Origin of the sequence: Streptomyces sp. NPDC047706, from assembly GCF_043204795.1 — a bacterium.
GTDB lineage: Bacteria > Actinomycetota > Actinomycetes > Streptomycetales > Streptomycetaceae > Streptomyces.
In genome coordinates, this window is record NZ_JBIDCW010000009.1 from 69,259 (window position 1) to 84,108 (window position 14,850).

A 14,850-nucleotide genomic window follows, 5' to 3' on the forward strand; every position below is an offset into this window, starting at 1 on the left:
CTCGGTTCAGTCGGTCAGGGGGGCGATGCGGAAGGAGTGGTCCAGACGGCGCCACGGCCCGTCGACGCCGCGGCCGTCGGGGGTGGGACCGGTCTGCGGGGCGAAGTCGACGATGAGCTGGTCCTTCACGCCGAAGACGGTGTCGCTGTCGAGGTAGGAGCCGCCGGCCACGAACAGCTGCGTGACGAGCCGGCGGTGGGCGGGCGCGTCGATCATGAAGTGCAGGTGCGGCGCCCGGTAGGGATGGCGGCCGACCGCGTCGAGCATCTGGCCAACGGGGCCGTCCTCCGGGATGGGGTACTCCGAGGGCAGGATCGACCAGAACGTGACCCGCCCCTCGGCGTCGCTGCGCAGCCGGGCCCGCAGGACGGGACCCTCCAGCTCCGGCAGCTGGACGTCGTAGAAGCCGTCCTCGTTGGACTGCCATACGTCCACGACCGCGTCCTTCACCGGCGCGCCCGCCGTGTCGGTGACGCGTACGTCCACCCACAGCGGAGTGCCGGGCAGGCCGCCGGAGATGTCGTCGCCCTGCGCGGTCTCGGGCGGTCCCTCGACGTAGAAGGGGCCGAGGACGGCGGAGGGGGTCGTGTCCGGGGTACGGGAGTTGGTCAGCAGGTCCACGACGCTGGAGACGCCCAGCACGTCCGAGAGCAGCACGAACTCCTGCCGGGTCGGGCTGCACACCTGCCCCGTCCGGGTGAGGAAGTCGATCGCGTACTGCCATTCCGCTTCGGTGACGTCCTGCTCCACCACGTAGGAGTGCAGGTGCCGTACGAGGGCGGTCAGAAGGGTACGGACGCGGGCGTCGGGCGCGTCGGCGAAGCTCGCCACCACCTGCTCGGTGAGCCGGGCCGGCGAGGAGTCCGCGACGGCGGCCGTCCGGGGGCGGCGGCCGTGCCAGGCGTCGGCCAGCAGGGCCTCGATGCCCTGGGAGGTCAGCTCCCGGGGGTTCGGGTACGGCGTCGCCACGGCCAGCCCCGCCGCGCGGCCCAGCTCGGTCTCGGGCATGCCCAGACCGCTCAGCGAGGTCGGCCCGCCGAGCGTGGCGATCAGGTCGTACACGCCGCTCGGCGCGTCGGGCACGTCCAGCGCCTCGGCGATACGGCGCATGGCGTCGGGGGCGGCGGGCGCGTTGTACGCCATCGCGTGCGGCAGGATCACGGTGTGTGTCTCGGCGTGCGGCAGGCCGAAGCTGCCGCCGAGGGTGTGGCAGAGCTTGTGGTGCAGGCCCATGCCCACCGTGGCCAGGCAGGTACCGGCGAGCCACGCGGCCTGCAGCAGGTCGGCCCGGGCCCCCCGGCCGGCGGGGTCGGCGGCCAGCCGGGGCAGCGCCCGCCCGATGAGGGAGATCGCGTCGAGGGCCCGGCGGTCGGTGACCGGGTCGGCGTCGGCGGAGTACAGCGCCTCCACGGCGTGCGCCATGGCGTTCACACCGCTGGTGATCGACATGGGCAGGGGCAGGGAGAGGGTGAAGTCAACGTCGTAGACAACTGTCTCGGGCAGGATCGCGGCCGAGGACCGGGTGATTTTCTGTCCGTCCCGCGTCTCTCCGAGCACGGGCGTCACCTCGGATCCCGCGTACGTGGTCGGTACGACCACCTGGGGCAGGTCCGTGCGCACGGCGAGCGCCTTGGACAGCCCCGTGGTGGACCCCCCGCCCACGGACACCAGGCAGTCGGCGTCCGCCTCCCTCAGTACGGCGAGCGCCGCTTGCGTCACCTCGGTCGGGGTGTGCATGGCGGCACCGTCGAACTCCGCCGCCAGCAGACCGCCCAGGGCGTCCCGGACCCGCGCGGAGGCCTCCGCGAGCGGCGGGCTGGACAGCAGCAGCACCCGGGAACCGCCGAGCCGTCGCACCTCCTCGGCGAGGTCGCCGACGGTGCCGGAGCCGAACAGCACCCGCGCCGGATGAGAAGTGTGCACGAACGTCCGCATGGTCCATCGCCTCCATGTGTCGGCCTCGTCGCCGATGTGCCTGGCCACCGAGTGTGCGGGTTACGCGCGGGTCAACTCCTGCACGATCGGGGCGTGCCACTGCACGAAACACGCGGGGGCGTGGGGGCCTGGGGGCGCTCGGTGGGGCGTTCGGACCTGCGGAGTGCCGGGCGGCGGCCGGTCAGGCGCTTGCCGGCAGCCCAGCAGGAAGGTGGCCGGTCGAGTGCTCACGTCTGCCGCCGGAGCCGACCACGTGCCGCACAGGGCGTTCCCCCAGCCACCTCGTGCGCGCTGTCACCGGCTCGGCGGCCCAGCGGGTGGGCATGCCGACGCGGCGTAACGGCATGCAAGGGCGGGACCCGGTTCGGCACCTGGCCGCTCCTCCAGGAGCCTGAGCCCCGACAGGGTGCGCAGTCGCTCCGCGATGTCCTCGTCGTGCGCGCCTCGCGTCCCCGTCTTGGCTCTTACCGTTCGGTCCCGCCGCGACCGCGGTGAGCGCCGCGGCCGCGTGGAGCAGGTGCCGTCACGTCAAGGGGCGCATGCGCATCGTGGATCCCTCCTGTGTCGTTGACCGCCCGCAGTACACACGCGGAATGGGGCGGGCCGGATCCCGTGCGCCGGGGATGGTTCTCCCCCGAGCGGGGGGGCCGAGGCCGTTGCGGCCGGCCCAGGCCCTCACCTCGGGCAACGGGGAGCGCACGGCGTCGCGCGGTTTCGCCCCGCCAGGCCTGGTGCCGCCACCACGTCTTGCCCCGGCGCGTCGCGCGCGGCGAGTCAGCTCCCCTGCTGGGCCTCGTCAGGAGTCCGTGGCATCGGAGCCGGGCCGACCCCTCTTCGGCCTTCCGCCGAGCCGGGTCGCGAGGCAGTAGGCAACGGTGACGTCGCGATACTCCTGACCAGGGACGATCCTGTCGGGGAGGTGAGCACGGTCACTGCGGCTCGTCGACTCCCGCTCGCCCGTGCCGGAGAAGCGGACGACTGCCCGGGGCTCCTCCGTGAAGCGTAGCTGCCCGGCGCGGACCGTCGACCCGAAGGAGATGTCCCACCGCGGGCCGTCCTCTCCTGCACCGGCCGTTCAGGGCGGCTCCTGGCGCTCCTCGGCGGTGCGGCGGCGGCTGGGCCGTGGGGGCAGCTTCCCCTCCTCGTCCCGTACTCGGCGCGTGCGAGTTCCGGCCTCGCTCCGGGCGGTCCGGCCCCGGCTCCCGGCCGCGGGCCTGCGCGCCCCGCTCCGTTCGGCCGACGCGGTGCTGCGTGTGGTGCGCGATGGCGTGTCCGGTGAGCCCGGGAGTTCCTCGCCGCCCTCGACCACGGTCCGCCCCGCCGCTTCGGTGACGTCCACCCTTTCGGTAACGGCCTCGGCGGTGTCGCCGGCCTCCTGCACCACCTCGCCGGCAACCTGGCCGGCTTCGCCCCCGATGTCCTCCACCACGTGCCCGGCGCCACGGCCCACATCCCGTACGGCGCCCCCGGCGCCCTGACCGACGTCCCGCACAGCCCGTCCGGCACCTCGACCGACATCGTGCACAACTCTTCCGGCCTCGTAACCGACGTCCCGGACAGCTCTTCCGGCACCCGAACCGAGCTCACCGACGGCTTGGCGGGCCCCGCCGCCGACGTCCTGCACCGCGGACCTGGCCCCCCGCGCGAGCTCATGCAGGATCTCCGGGTTGCGATCGAGTGTGGTGAGCACCCGGTTGATGATCGTTGCGACGTTGTCGAGACGCACCCTGAGCTGGGCCTGGGCATCGACGCCGGAGATGCCCAGGTGTACCCGGCCGAGCGTGACGTCGGCGCCCACGTTCAGCTTCAGCAGATCCAGTACCTCGGCCTGCAACGAGACCCGCGCTCGCAGGTCGTCGACGTCCAGGTCGACCTCGTCGACCTTCAGCACGGGAACATCGAGGAAGACGTCGGGGTCCGCAACCGCCCTTGCAGCCCCGGGGGCGACGCCAACCCGCTGGGCGGATGCCGCGTCCTCCTCCTCTTCGTAGGCCTCCGGCTCCTCGTCGTACCGCTCGGACCCGGCGTACTCGTCGGTCTCCTCGTCCTCGGATTCGCCGTCGTACCGGTCATGCTCCTCGACGGATCCCTCGTCGTTCTCGGCGTTGCCCTGCATCGCCACGCCTCCGCAGATTTGCCGTATGTTCCGTCCATTTTGTTCCAGTACGGGGATCAATGCGCGGTCAGCGCCGCCAGGAGCGACCCGCCCAGCGCTGTTCGCCCCCTGGGCGTGCCCGGCAGGCATGCCGCGTGCGTGGCGTCGAGGTCGAGGCGGACGGCACTGTTCACAGGCGGACGAGTTCCGGCGTCTACTTCAGGTCGGCCGCTCCCCGTCCAGGCCATCCGCGCCCAACGGCCCGTACGCAACCGCCCGATGGTGCCGCACCGCGTCCGGAGCCTCGCCTGGCCGCCGCCATGCCCCGGAGGTCCTCGGCGATCTCGAGACGGGCCGGGCGGCGCCCTCGCGGTCGACGGGACGAACCGCCCGGCGCGGCCCGTGCCGCACCCTCCGGCTGCCGCGGCTTCACCGTTGTGGACGCCACGCCCTGAAGCGCCTCTCCGCCGGACAACCCGCGCACCCTACGGGGACATTGGCGTGGAAGCGATGGGTCCTCGGGGTGGACCGGATGGCCGCCGCCAAGAGCGCCCGGGTGGTGCGGTTCGAGGACAACGGCACCGCCGACCGTCTGTGGCGGCTGCGCCGAGCCGCTGCCGGCAGGACGGCCGCGGGGCCCGCCCCGCCGAAGACCCTGCAAATGATCTTCGTCCGTTCGGGGTGCCGGCTACGAACATTGGTCAAGGGAACCTCCCCTGCTCCGCCGACGGCCCGTCCGTCAGCCTCTGGGAGGGCGCCTGTCAGGCGGACGGCTCTGGATCAAGTGCGCTCTCCGCTCGTACGGGCCAGTCTGGAGCAGAGCTGAGGAGAGGCCCGATGAATCGAGGAACCGGAGAGGAAGCGCAGGGCGACGCGCAGGCGCGCTCGAAGCGGTCCTCGGACGACTCTCGGGTCGACGAACTGCTCATGCGCACAGCCGGCGGCGACAAGGAGGCGTTCACCGGAGTCTACGACGCCCTGGCGAAGCCGGTGATGGGATTGGCGTACCGGGTGCTGAGAGACGAGGCCCAGGCGGAGGAGGTGACCCAGGAAGTGATGGTGGAGGTGTGGCGTATGGCTGACCGCTATCGTCCGGAGCGCGGAGCCGCCCGGAACTGGGTGCTCACTCTCGCGCACCGCCGGGCGGTGGACAGGGTGCGATCCGTCGCCGCGGGCCGGGCTCGCGAGTTGCGCGCCGGAGCCCTGAGGCAGGAGCGGCCCTTCGACGCGGTGGTGGAAGAGGTCGAGGAGCGCGAGGAACAGCGAGTGGTCTTCCGCTGCCTAGCCCAGCTGGCCGAGCAGCTGCGGTTGCCTCTGGTACTGGCCTACTACGAAGGGCTGACGTATGCAGAGGTGGCCGATTCCCTCTCCACCCCGAGAGGCACCATCAAGTCGCGGATGCGCCAGGGTCTGCAGCGCCTGCATGAGTGTCTGGAGGCCGCTCGTGAACCGCCTCGATGACCCGCATGTCGACATCGGCGCGTTCGTGCTGCACGCCCTGCCGGCCGATGAGGAGGCAGCGTTCGAGAACCACTTGGCGAGCTGCGACTCCTGCCGGCGTGAAGCCGATCAGTTGTCCTGGACGGTAGGCGAACTGGCCGGGGCGGAGAGCCGCGCCCCGTCCGCGGATGTGCGCCGGCGGGTCCTGGAGCAGATCGGCACCGTACGGCAGGACGGTCCCGCCGAGGCCGTCTCGCGGCGTCATCGGCGTCGGCAGCGGATTCTCGTACTGGCTCTCGCGGTATCCGTGGCGGCGGCGTTGGCACTCGGCGGCGTCGCCTGGTGGCAGCACTCCGAGGCGGACACCGCTCGTGGTCAGGTGGCCGACGCCCGTGCCGGAACCACGGAACTCGCCGAGATCCTGGCCGCCCCGGACGTCACGATCACCACCGGGGACCTCGCGCGAGGCGGCACGGCGAGTGTGATCGCGTCCCGCTCTCGGGACCAGGCCGTGTTCGTCGTCTCGGGCCTGCCGCCGCTCACGGGCGACCAGGTCTACGAACTCTGGTACGCCGAGGGCGAGCGGATCTGGTCCGCCGGAGAGATGTCCGCCGCCGGCGGCAGCCAGACATGCGTCATGGAGGGCGCGCTCGCCGGGGCGACCAGCGTCGGCATCACCGTGGAACCCACCGGCGGCTCTCCGCGGCCCACCTCCGACCCTCTGGGCGTCATCCGCGTCCCCGCCTGACAGCGCGCCTGACAGCGGCCCCCATGGGCGGCAACTCCCGCGTGACGGCAAGGGTCAGGGCGCCCTGCCTCGCGCGGCGCTCGCCTCGCTGGTGGCGGGTGCGGCGAGGGCGTCGTCGCCGTAGAGCGCCTGCACCCAGTTGGTCTGGTAGATGGTGTCGAGGTAGCGCTCGCCGAGGTCCGGTGCGATCGCGACCGGCGTGAGGCCGTCCGTGTCGTGCCGGGCGAGCCAGCTCATCGCTCCGCTGACGACGGTCCCGGTGGACCCGCCGAACAGGAAGCCGCGCTTGGCCAGGTTGCGGCAGGTGCGCACGGTGTCGGCCTCGACTACACGAACGGCCTCGTCGACGTAGGTCTCGTCGAGCAGGGGTGGCCGCATGCTCATGCCCAGGCCCGGGATCATCCGGCGGCCCGGCGGGTCGCCGAAGATGGCGGAGCCGACGCTGTCCACGGCGACGATCCGTACCGGCCGGTGCCAGCCGCGGAACCAGCGGGCGCAGCCCATCAGGGTCCCGGTGGTGCCGACGCCGATGAACAGGACGTCCAGCTGCGGGAAGGAGTGGGCGATGGCGGGGGCCGTCCTGAAGTAGTGGGCCCGCCAGTTGTCGGCGTTGGTGTACTGGCTCAGCCACACGTAGCGGTCGTCGCTGGCGCACAGGCCGCGCAGGTAGTCCAGCCTGGCGCCCAGGAGGCCGCCGGCGCCCTTCTCCTCGGAGACGACGTGAACCTGGCTGCCCAGGGCCTCCATCATCAGCCTGGTGGGGAGGTTGCAGCGGGAGTCGGTCACACAGATGAAGGGGTAGCCCTTGCTCGCCGCGATCATGCTCAGCGCCACTCCGAGGTTGCCCGAGGAGGATTCCACCAGGATGGAGTCCTGTGTCAGGGTCCCGCTCCGCTCGGCGGACTCCACCATCTCGGTCGCGGCCTTCAGCTTGATGGAACCGGCGAAGTTGAAACCCTCACACTTGAGGAAGAGCCGGTGCCCGAACATCGGCTCCAGGTCGACGTACAGGTCCTCCTCGTTGAACTCCTGGGGAACGGTGATGACTGGCACGATGGTCTCCTCGTGTCCGACCGGGCGCGTCCGGCCTCAGCCGTGCCGGCTCAGTTCGTGGAAGAAGTCGTCGATGATCTGCAGTTCGCCGGAGCGGGCCACCTCGTCGTAGACGTACTTGCCGACCGCCAGGTCCAGCACGCCGAGGCCGAACGGCGAGAACACCACGGGCCGTCCGGCCGGAATCGTCACCTGCCCGGCCATCACGTCGGCGAGCGTGCCGTGCACGAAGTCGCGGTTCCCGGTCAGGCTCTCGGTGAGGTGGGGTGAGGTGGAGGCCCTGAGGCAGTGGTCGACGTCGTCGACGACGTTGGTGGCGCCGAGCAGCACCTCCGGTGCGAGGTCGCGCAGCGAGACGTGCAGGACCACCGGGTTGTGGCGGAACCACGACGGGTCGCCGATGTGTGGCTTGTCGGCGACGGTGGCGAAGACGACCAGGTCGCTGCCGCGGATCAGGTCCTCCGCGCTGCCGTGCACGGTGACGCGGTCGATGTCCTGGGACTGCTCCAGGTAGGTCCGGAAGCCGGCCGCGCTCTCGGCGGACACGTCGTGCACTGCGACGGCGTCGAACGCCCAGCCGGTGCCCTCCAGGTAGGTGTGGATGTAGCGGGCGATGAGACCGGCACCGACGAACCCCACGCGGGTGGGGCGCGCTCGCCCTCTGCTCAGCCAGTCCGCGGCGGACGCGGCGGACGCGGCGGTCCTCGCGGCGCTGATGATCGAGCTCTCCACGCAGGCGAAGGGGTAGCCGGTGGCGTGGTCGTTGAGGATGAGCACGGCCGAAGCCCGGGGAATGCCCCATGCCACGTTGGTGGGGAAGCTGGAGATCCACTTCAGGCCGTCCACCCGCGTCTCGCCGCCGAGGGAGGCGGGAAGCGCGATGATCCGCGAAGCCGGCCGGTCGGGGAAGCGCAGGAAGGAGGACGGCGGGTTGACCGAGCGTCCGGCGCCGTGCTGACGGTAGGTCTCCTCGACCACCTCCACCACAGCCTTCTCGCGGCCCCGGAGCACGTCCTTGACCTGTTTGCCGGAGATGACGGCGAAGGGGGGAACGGGCGGAGGGCCGGTGCGCGGGCCCTCGTCGGGGAAACGGCTGGTGTCGGTCACGCGGCTGCCCTCCTGTTCACCGGTGCGAGGTGGTCGGCACGCACGGGATCGGCCATCGCCACCACCACCTCCCGCGGTCCCTCGTACGCCTCCCGGCTGTGGGCGGTGCGGATGTTGTCGACGATCATCAGGTCCCCGGCCTGCCAGGGCCGGCGTACGGTGTGTGCCTGGTACGCCTGGTTGATCTGTTCGACCACGTCCTGGGAGAGGGGATCGCCGTTGCCGTAGCGGGTGTTGAACGGCAGGCCGTCCGGTCCGTACTCCTCGACGAGGAACTCCCGCACTTCCGGTGCCATGGTCCACTCGTTGAGGAACGCGATCTGGTTGAACCAGCACGGCAGGCCGGAGACGGGGTGGCGTACCACGGCGTTGCGGTGCTGGCGGGTGCGCAGCGACCCGTCGGGTTGCCAGGACCAGTCGATCGCGTGCGCGCGGCAGTACGCCTCGACTGCGTCGCGGTCCTCCGTGCCGAACGACTGGGTCAGCGTGGCGCCGATCTCGTCGTTGTAGCTGCGGGTGAGCAGCCAGCCCTCCCGCGCGAAGCGGTCGGCCAGTTCGGCGGGCAGTGCCCGCAGCACGGCGGTCGCGTCGGCCACGGCGGTGGCGCCGCCCTCGTCGGGCGGCTGGAGGCAGGCGAACAGCATCACGGCGGGGCACTGCGTCGCGTAGCTCAGCTCGTGGTGCATGCACATGGGCTGGTTGGGCGGCCAGGCCGAGGACGAGTAGACGCCCTCCGCGTGGAGTTCGCGCGCGGCGAACGCCTCCCGCTCGGTCGCGGGACGATCCGTCAGTGCGCGCAGGACCGACTCGACGTCGGCCGGTGTGCGCAGTCCGAGGCCGCGGATCGTGACGGCGCCGTGGTCGGTGACGACGTCGCGCAGCGCCTCGCGCTGTTCGGCCGCCCAGGCAGGGGCGTCCGAGACGCCCGGTGCCTCGATGAGCGGCGGGGTTCGCGGAGTTGGTGGCGGGTCGGCCACGGTGTGCGTCGCCGGCGCGGCGGGTGCCGTGTGCTTGCGGAACAGTCCAGAGAGCATGGGGCCTCTCCTCGCGATGCGTTGCCTCAGGGTTCGGGCGGTGGCGCGGTGGCACGGAGCACGGCTTCGGCCACCTCGTCCCAGGACTCGGCGCGCAGCAGGCACAGCGGTACGCCGCCTGCGGCCGCCCCCTGCTGCCGCAGGGTGCGCGCGGTCTCGCCGGCCGCAGTGGCGCCGGCTCCGTTTCCCCACAACAGCAGGCGTGTCACGGTCAGTCGGCCGATCTCGGAGGCGACGCGTGCCGGGTCCTGCCGCGCGGCCACGTGGACCGCGAGGCCGTCGCCGTGCTGCCTCAGGGCTTCGGCCAGGAGCCTGAGATCCGTCTCCGGCTCTGCGGTGCCGGGGTTTTCGGGGAAGCAGATCAGAGCCGTGTGCGGGGGGCCGTCCGGGACCAGCAGGGGCCGCAGGGTCTCTTCTCCCGCGCCGGTCCGGGTGTCGATCACAGCGGCCAGGTCGGCCAGTACCGGGTGGCCTTTGAGGTCGCGCGGGGAAACCACGCGGTCCAGCAGGACGGCGAGCCGTACGGCTGCCAGCGAGGTGCCGCCGAGGTCGAAGAAGTTGTCGCCCTGGCCGATCGTGTCGGGGGCCGTGCCGAGTACCGCCGCCCACGCCGCCGCGAGCCGCCGTTCGGTCGGTGTCCCAGGAGGCCGGCGGACGTCCTCGGTGGTGGTGAGTTCCTCGGCGAGCGAGGCCAGCGCCTTCTTGTCGGTCTTGCCGTTCGCGGTGAGCGGCAGTGTCTCCAGTTGGTGGAAGGACGCCGGGACCATGTACTCGGGCAGTGCCTCACCGAGCCGCTCGCGCAGGTACTGCGCGCTCAGCGAGCTCCCGCCGGAGCAGAAGGCGGTCAGTTGCCGGCTCTGTTCCGGGCCGGTCACCACGACCGCGCCGTCGCGGACGCCGGGCACGCGCAGCAGCGTGTTCTCGATCTCGCCGATCTCGATACGGAAGCCGCGCACCTTCACCTGTGCGTCCCGGCGGCCGAGGAACTCCAGCTTGCCGTCGGGCAGCCAGCGGCCGAAGTCGCCGCCGCGGTAGAGGCGCTGGCCCGGGTGGTAGGGGTCGGGCAGGTAGGAGTGCCGGGTGCGCTCGGGGTCGTTGACGTAGCCGCGGCCGACGCAGATCCCGGAGAAGACGATGGCGCCGGGGGCACCGAGCGGAACCGGCACGAGGTCGTCGTCCACGACGTAGACGCGCACGTTGTTCACGGGGCGGCCGAGCGGCACCCGGTCGGTGGGTGCCCGGTCCATCACCTCGTGGTTGGTGTCGTCGGACGTCTCGGTCAGGCCGTAGGCGTTGACCAGGCGGACGCCGGGGCCGGTGGTGAACCACCGCTGGACGAGTTCGCTCCTGAGCGCCTCGCCGGTGACCGAGACACAGCGCAGGTCCGGCAGGTCGCGGCGGCTGCGTTCGAGCGTGGTCTGCAGGACGTCGAGGTACGAGGGCACGACCTGCAGGACGCTGACCCGGCCTTCGACGATCGTGTCCAGGAACCGGTCGGCGTCGAGGATCGCCTCCTGTTCGACCAGCAGGGTCCGCCCGCCGGCGAGCAGGGCGGCCAGCAGTTGCCACAGGGAGATGTCGAAGCACTGGGACGCGGTCTGCGCCACGACGGCGTTCTCGTCGATGCCCAGGTCGTCGATCTTGGCGTAGAGGTGGTTGAGCATGCCCGCGTGCTCGCACATGGCGCCCTTGGGCTCGCCGGTGGACCCGGAGGTGAAGAACACATACGCGAGCCGGCCGGCCGGCACCGCGACAGCGGGAGCGGTGGCGTCGCCGGCCTGGTCGGTGAGGTCCGGCACGAGCAGCTTCCGGGTACGCGGGAGAGAGGCGAGGGCCCGGTCCAGGTTCGCGGTGCTGTCCGGTTCGGTGAGCACCTGGGCGCAGTCGGCGCGGGTGAGCATGGTGGTCATGCGGGCCGGCGGGTAGTGCGGGTCGACGGGCAGATACGCGCCGCCCGCCTTGAACACGGCGAGTACGGCGGCCGCCCAGTTCAGGTCGCGTTCGGTCACGACGGCGACGACGTCCTCGGGGCGCAGGCCGTCCGCGAGGAGGGCACGTGCGACCCGGTTGGCCCGGACGTCGAGTTCCCGGTAGGTCCACGCCTGGTCGCGGTGGACGACCGCCACGGCGTCCGGATGCCTGTGGACGCGTTCCGCGAACAGTTCGTGGAAGCGGCGGTCCGGCAGCTCGCGGTGCGGCCCGGCGAGTCCGTCGAGCTGGAGGCGGATCTCGTCCTCGGACAGCAGGCAGCGCCGGTCGTGCGGGGCTTGCGGATCGGCGGCGATCTGTTCGAGAGCGGCGAGGTGGTATCCGCCGGTCCGGGCGGCGCAGTCCGCGTCCATCACGTCGGTGCGGTAACGCAGTCGCAGCAGGTGTCCGCCGTCCTTCTCCGTCGTCCCCGCGCTGACGGCGAGCACGACGCCCGCCGCGGGGACGGCGGTGTCGTCGCCTGTCGCGTCGAACACGACCTCGGCCCCGGGCGCGCGAGGCAGGGTGTCGCCGGGTGAGGATGCCCTGGTCTCCGACCGCCTCACCTCCGACACCAGCCGACTCCAGGGTCCCGGGCCGACCGTCAGGTCCAGGGTCGACGGCCCGCTGCCGTCCGGTGGCAGGTATCCGGTGCGGACGTGCGGGTCGCCGGAGAGCAGTGCGAGCACCTTGGCATGTGCGGCGAGGATGAGCGTGGTGAGCGGCACGCCGAGCTCGCCGGCCCGCCGGTGCAGGTCAGCCGCCACTGTGCCGGGCAGCGGCGTGGTGTGCTCCGCCGTGCCGGGAACCGGGGAGCGCACCCATCGCGGCACGGTGGTGAAGCCGCCCTCGACCGGTGCGTGGGTCTCGGCCGTTGCCGTTGCCATCACACGTCACCTCCGCCCTCATGGGGTGCCGGGCGGGCCGGATTCCCCGCCCAGCGGGCGCCGTCGGGGACCGTCTCGCCCTTCATCAGGAAGGCGTCCGCGGCCAGCGTGGCCCCGTCGCCGATGGTCACGCCGTAGTGCATGAACGCTCCGACGCCGAGGGTGCAGCCGGCGCCGATGACGCTGCGGTCCGACTTGAACGTGCCGTCCTCCTGCGAGTGGCACTGCACCAGGCTTCCCGCGTTGAGGGTGCAGCCGTCCCCGATCGTGACCATGGGGCGCTCGGTCAGGTTGCAGCCGTCGTCGAAGACCCGGGCACCGATGCGGACGCCCAGCAGCCGCCAGACGACGCTCTTGAACGGGGTGCCGTTGAGGACCTGCACATATGTCTCGGACGGGACCTTCCAGTACCGCTCACGGCGCCAGAAGCGGGAGTCGTAGATCGAACAGAACAGGGGCTCCGGGGGATGCAGCATCGTGACGGTTCGCTCGACCAGAACGAAGTACAGCAGGGTGAACGGCAGCGCCACCGCGTTGGCCGCGGCGATCGCCGCCGTGCCCCACTGGGTGTAGAAGCCTGCCGCGCCGGCGTAGAGCACCGTGACGCAGAAGAAGTACAGCCACCCGGCGAACAGGTAGCACAGCATGGTCACGGCGTTGTGCCGGTTCTTGGCGGCGAGGCGGTCGCGCAGGCCGTGCCCCTGCCTGAGTTCGGCGAAGGCGGTGTCCCGCAGCACCGTCCGCGGGATCTCGAAGCACGGTGAACCGAGAAGGCCCACGTCGTGCCGGACCGGCCCGTCGACGGGGATCATCACCTTGGTCGCCAGGAGGCAGTTGTCGCCGGTCCTGCCGCCGGGCGGGTAGACGATGCGGTTGCCGAGGAAGTTGTGTGCTCCGATCGCGGTGTGCGACAAGCGGAAGGAGGTGCTGGAGTACTCGGCGTTCATCAGGGAGAGACCGTCCGCGACCATGGTGCCGCTGCCCACCGTGCTGACGAAGGGGCTCTCGTGCTTGACCCGGGTGCCGAAGTTCGATCCGGTCTGCTGCACCTGGGAGAGGTCGTATCCGAGCCAGCGCAGGTAGTGCACGACGGCTGCGCTGTCACCGAACAGACGGGTGAGGAACAGCCGGTTGGTGATCAGGGTGATCGCCCGGTGCAGGCCGTGGTGGAATCCGTAGAGGGGGTACGTGCGGCCCACGGTGACGAACCTGCTGAGCAGCCGGGGAACGGTGCCCACGAAGGCGACAGAGAGCAGCGCGGAGCCGAAGAAGAGGACGGCCGTGATCAGCAGCGCGTCTCCGTAGAACACCCAGCCTGACGGAGCCGACTCCTGCCCCAGCAACGAGGATCCCGCCAGGAGCCGGGAGAGCAGCACGTCCAGACAGCCCACCGCCAGCGGCACGATCACCAGCAGCGCCGTGAGCAGCACGAGGAATCCGCTTGCCGCTCGGCGTGCGGTGCCGCACCGGGCGGGCGGCACCGGCTGGAAGTCGGCGTCCGTGCGCTGCCCCGGAGAGCCGTGCCAGTGCTCGCCGTCGGGGACCGCCTGGCCGGTGTGCAGGCTGGACGCGTGCCCGAGCTGGGAGGCGTCGCCGAGTGAGGTGCCGATGTCCAGCACGGTCGCCTCGCTGACGACCGCGTTCCGGCCCAGGGTGACCGGGCCGGTCTCGATCACCCCGTCGTGGGCGCGGTAGCAACTGAGCAGTACGTCCTTGCGGACGACCGCGCCGTCGCCGATCGCCAGCAGGTCGGTGCAGACGGGCACACTGCGCGAAAGGATGGTCACTCCCCGTCCGATGCGCGCGCCGAGCGCCCTGAGATAGAGCGGGATGATGGGTGAGCCGACGAACATGACCATGGGGCTCGACCGGATGAGCGCCTTGACCAGCCAGAAGCGGACGTAGGCGAGGCTCCACACGCGAAACCTCTGGGGTTTCCACCGGCCGACGAGCAGCCACTTGGCGATCACGGGCAGGGAGCATGTGATCAGCAGGAGCGCGCCGCCGAACACGACGGACCGCAGATAGGCACCGAGCAGGCCGGGGGCTGCGGAGATCCAGTCGTAGCCGCGCGCGGTGGCGAAGGCGAGGAGGACTGCGTAGCCGAGGAAACTGAGCAGTTGCAGCACGCCGCACAGGACGTAGCGGGGCCGGCCCTTCGGAGCCGCCGGTGGCTGCGCCGGCACTTCGGGCCGGGCGGACACCTCGCGCGCCTGGGGCGCCGCCGCCGCGGCCTCCGCGAGCGACGCCGCCAGGCCTCTGATGGTCGGATGCCGGTAGATGTCGCGCATCGACACCGACGGCAGGTCCGGCCGCTTCCGGACCTGGGCACAGAAGTGCGCCATGATCAGGGAGTCGGCGCCCAGGTCGTTGAAGAAGTGACAGTCGAGGGGCACCTCGTCCACGTGGGCGACATCCGCGAGCAACCGGGCCAGCGTCTCCTCCGTGCCGGGAACCAGCCCTTCGCGTCGCTGGGTGGCGGGCGCGTGGCCGGTGTCCATCACCTCGATCTGCTCTCCCGTCATGTGGACTCCCCTGGGTGCTGCGGATCGGACGTCCTGCTGTGCTGCCAGGTATTCGTCG

At 71.6% G+C, this 14,850-nt stretch carries 9 protein-coding genes; 2 read left to right on the top strand and 7 right to left on the bottom strand.

From position 1 onward, the window contains the following. Window positions 1-6: 6 nt before the first annotated feature. Window positions 7-1,935: a maleylacetate reductase and hydroxyquinol 1,2-dioxygenase domain-containing protein gene (locus ACGF8A_RS13170; protein ID WP_393107346.1), complete on the bottom strand. Its 1,929-nt coding sequence runs from the start codon at window positions 1,933-1,935 to the stop codon at window positions 7-9. A gap of 1,075 nt (window positions 1,936-3,010) precedes the next feature. After that, on the bottom strand, window positions 3,011-4,051 hold the full coding sequence (locus ACGF8A_RS13175) for a hypothetical protein (RefSeq protein WP_393107348.1): 1,041 nt from the start codon (window positions 4,049-4,051) through the stop codon (window positions 3,011-3,013). Window positions 4,052-4,867: 816 nt separating this feature from the next. Here ACGF8A_RS13175 and sigK point away from each other — a divergent pair. Both sigK and ACGF8A_RS13185 read left to right on the top strand, forming a co-directional pair. Then, window positions 4,868-5,491 carry an ECF RNA polymerase sigma factor SigK gene (gene sigK / locus ACGF8A_RS13180; protein WP_393107350.1) on the top strand — a complete coding sequence of 208 codons (624 nt, stop codon included), beginning with the start codon at window positions 4,868-4,870 and terminating at the stop codon, window positions 5,489-5,491. Further along, window positions 5,475-6,218, top strand: coding sequence for an anti-sigma factor domain-containing protein (locus ACGF8A_RS13185; protein WP_393107352.1), 744 nt, complete (start codon window positions 5,475-5,477; stop codon window positions 6,216-6,218). The genes sigK and ACGF8A_RS13185 overlap by 17 nt, the downstream gene beginning before the upstream one ends. 54 nt (window positions 6,219-6,272) lie before the next feature. Here the strand turns inward: ACGF8A_RS13185 and sbnA are convergent, their stop codons facing one another. The 5 genes from sbnA to ACGF8A_RS13210 are packed head-to-tail and all read right to left on the bottom strand — an operon-like array spanning window position 6,273 to window position 14,792. Next, complete coding sequence (gene sbnA / locus ACGF8A_RS13190; protein WP_393107354.1) at window positions 6,273-7,271, bottom strand: 2,3-diaminopropionate biosynthesis protein SbnA; 999 nt, start codon at window positions 7,269-7,271, stop codon at window positions 6,273-6,275. Between the two features lie 36 nt (window positions 7,272-7,307). Continuing rightward, window positions 7,308-8,378, bottom strand: a complete 1,071-nt coding sequence (gene sbnB, locus ACGF8A_RS13195; RefSeq protein WP_393107356.1) for a 2,3-diaminopropionate biosynthesis protein SbnB — start codon at window positions 8,376-8,378, stop codon at window positions 7,308-7,310. Continuing rightward, window positions 8,375-9,412: a TauD/TfdA family dioxygenase gene (locus ACGF8A_RS13200; protein ID WP_393107358.1), complete on the bottom strand. Its 1,038-nt coding sequence runs from the start codon at window positions 9,410-9,412 to the stop codon at window positions 8,375-8,377. The genes sbnB and ACGF8A_RS13200 overlap by 4 nt, the downstream gene beginning before the upstream one ends. 26 nt (window positions 9,413-9,438) lie before the next feature. Further along, window positions 9,439-12,267 (bottom strand): amino acid adenylation domain-containing protein, encoded by a 2,829-nt coding sequence (locus tag ACGF8A_RS13205; RefSeq protein WP_393107360.1) that lies wholly within the window; start codon window positions 12,265-12,267, stop codon window positions 9,439-9,441. Continuing rightward, a complete protein-coding gene (locus tag ACGF8A_RS13210; RefSeq protein ID WP_393107362.1) occupies window positions 12,267-14,792 on the bottom strand; it encodes a Pls/PosA family non-ribosomal peptide synthetase in 2,526 nt (841 codons plus the stop codon). The genes ACGF8A_RS13205 and ACGF8A_RS13210 overlap by 1 nt, the downstream gene beginning before the upstream one ends. Window positions 14,793-14,850 lie beyond the last annotated feature (58 nt).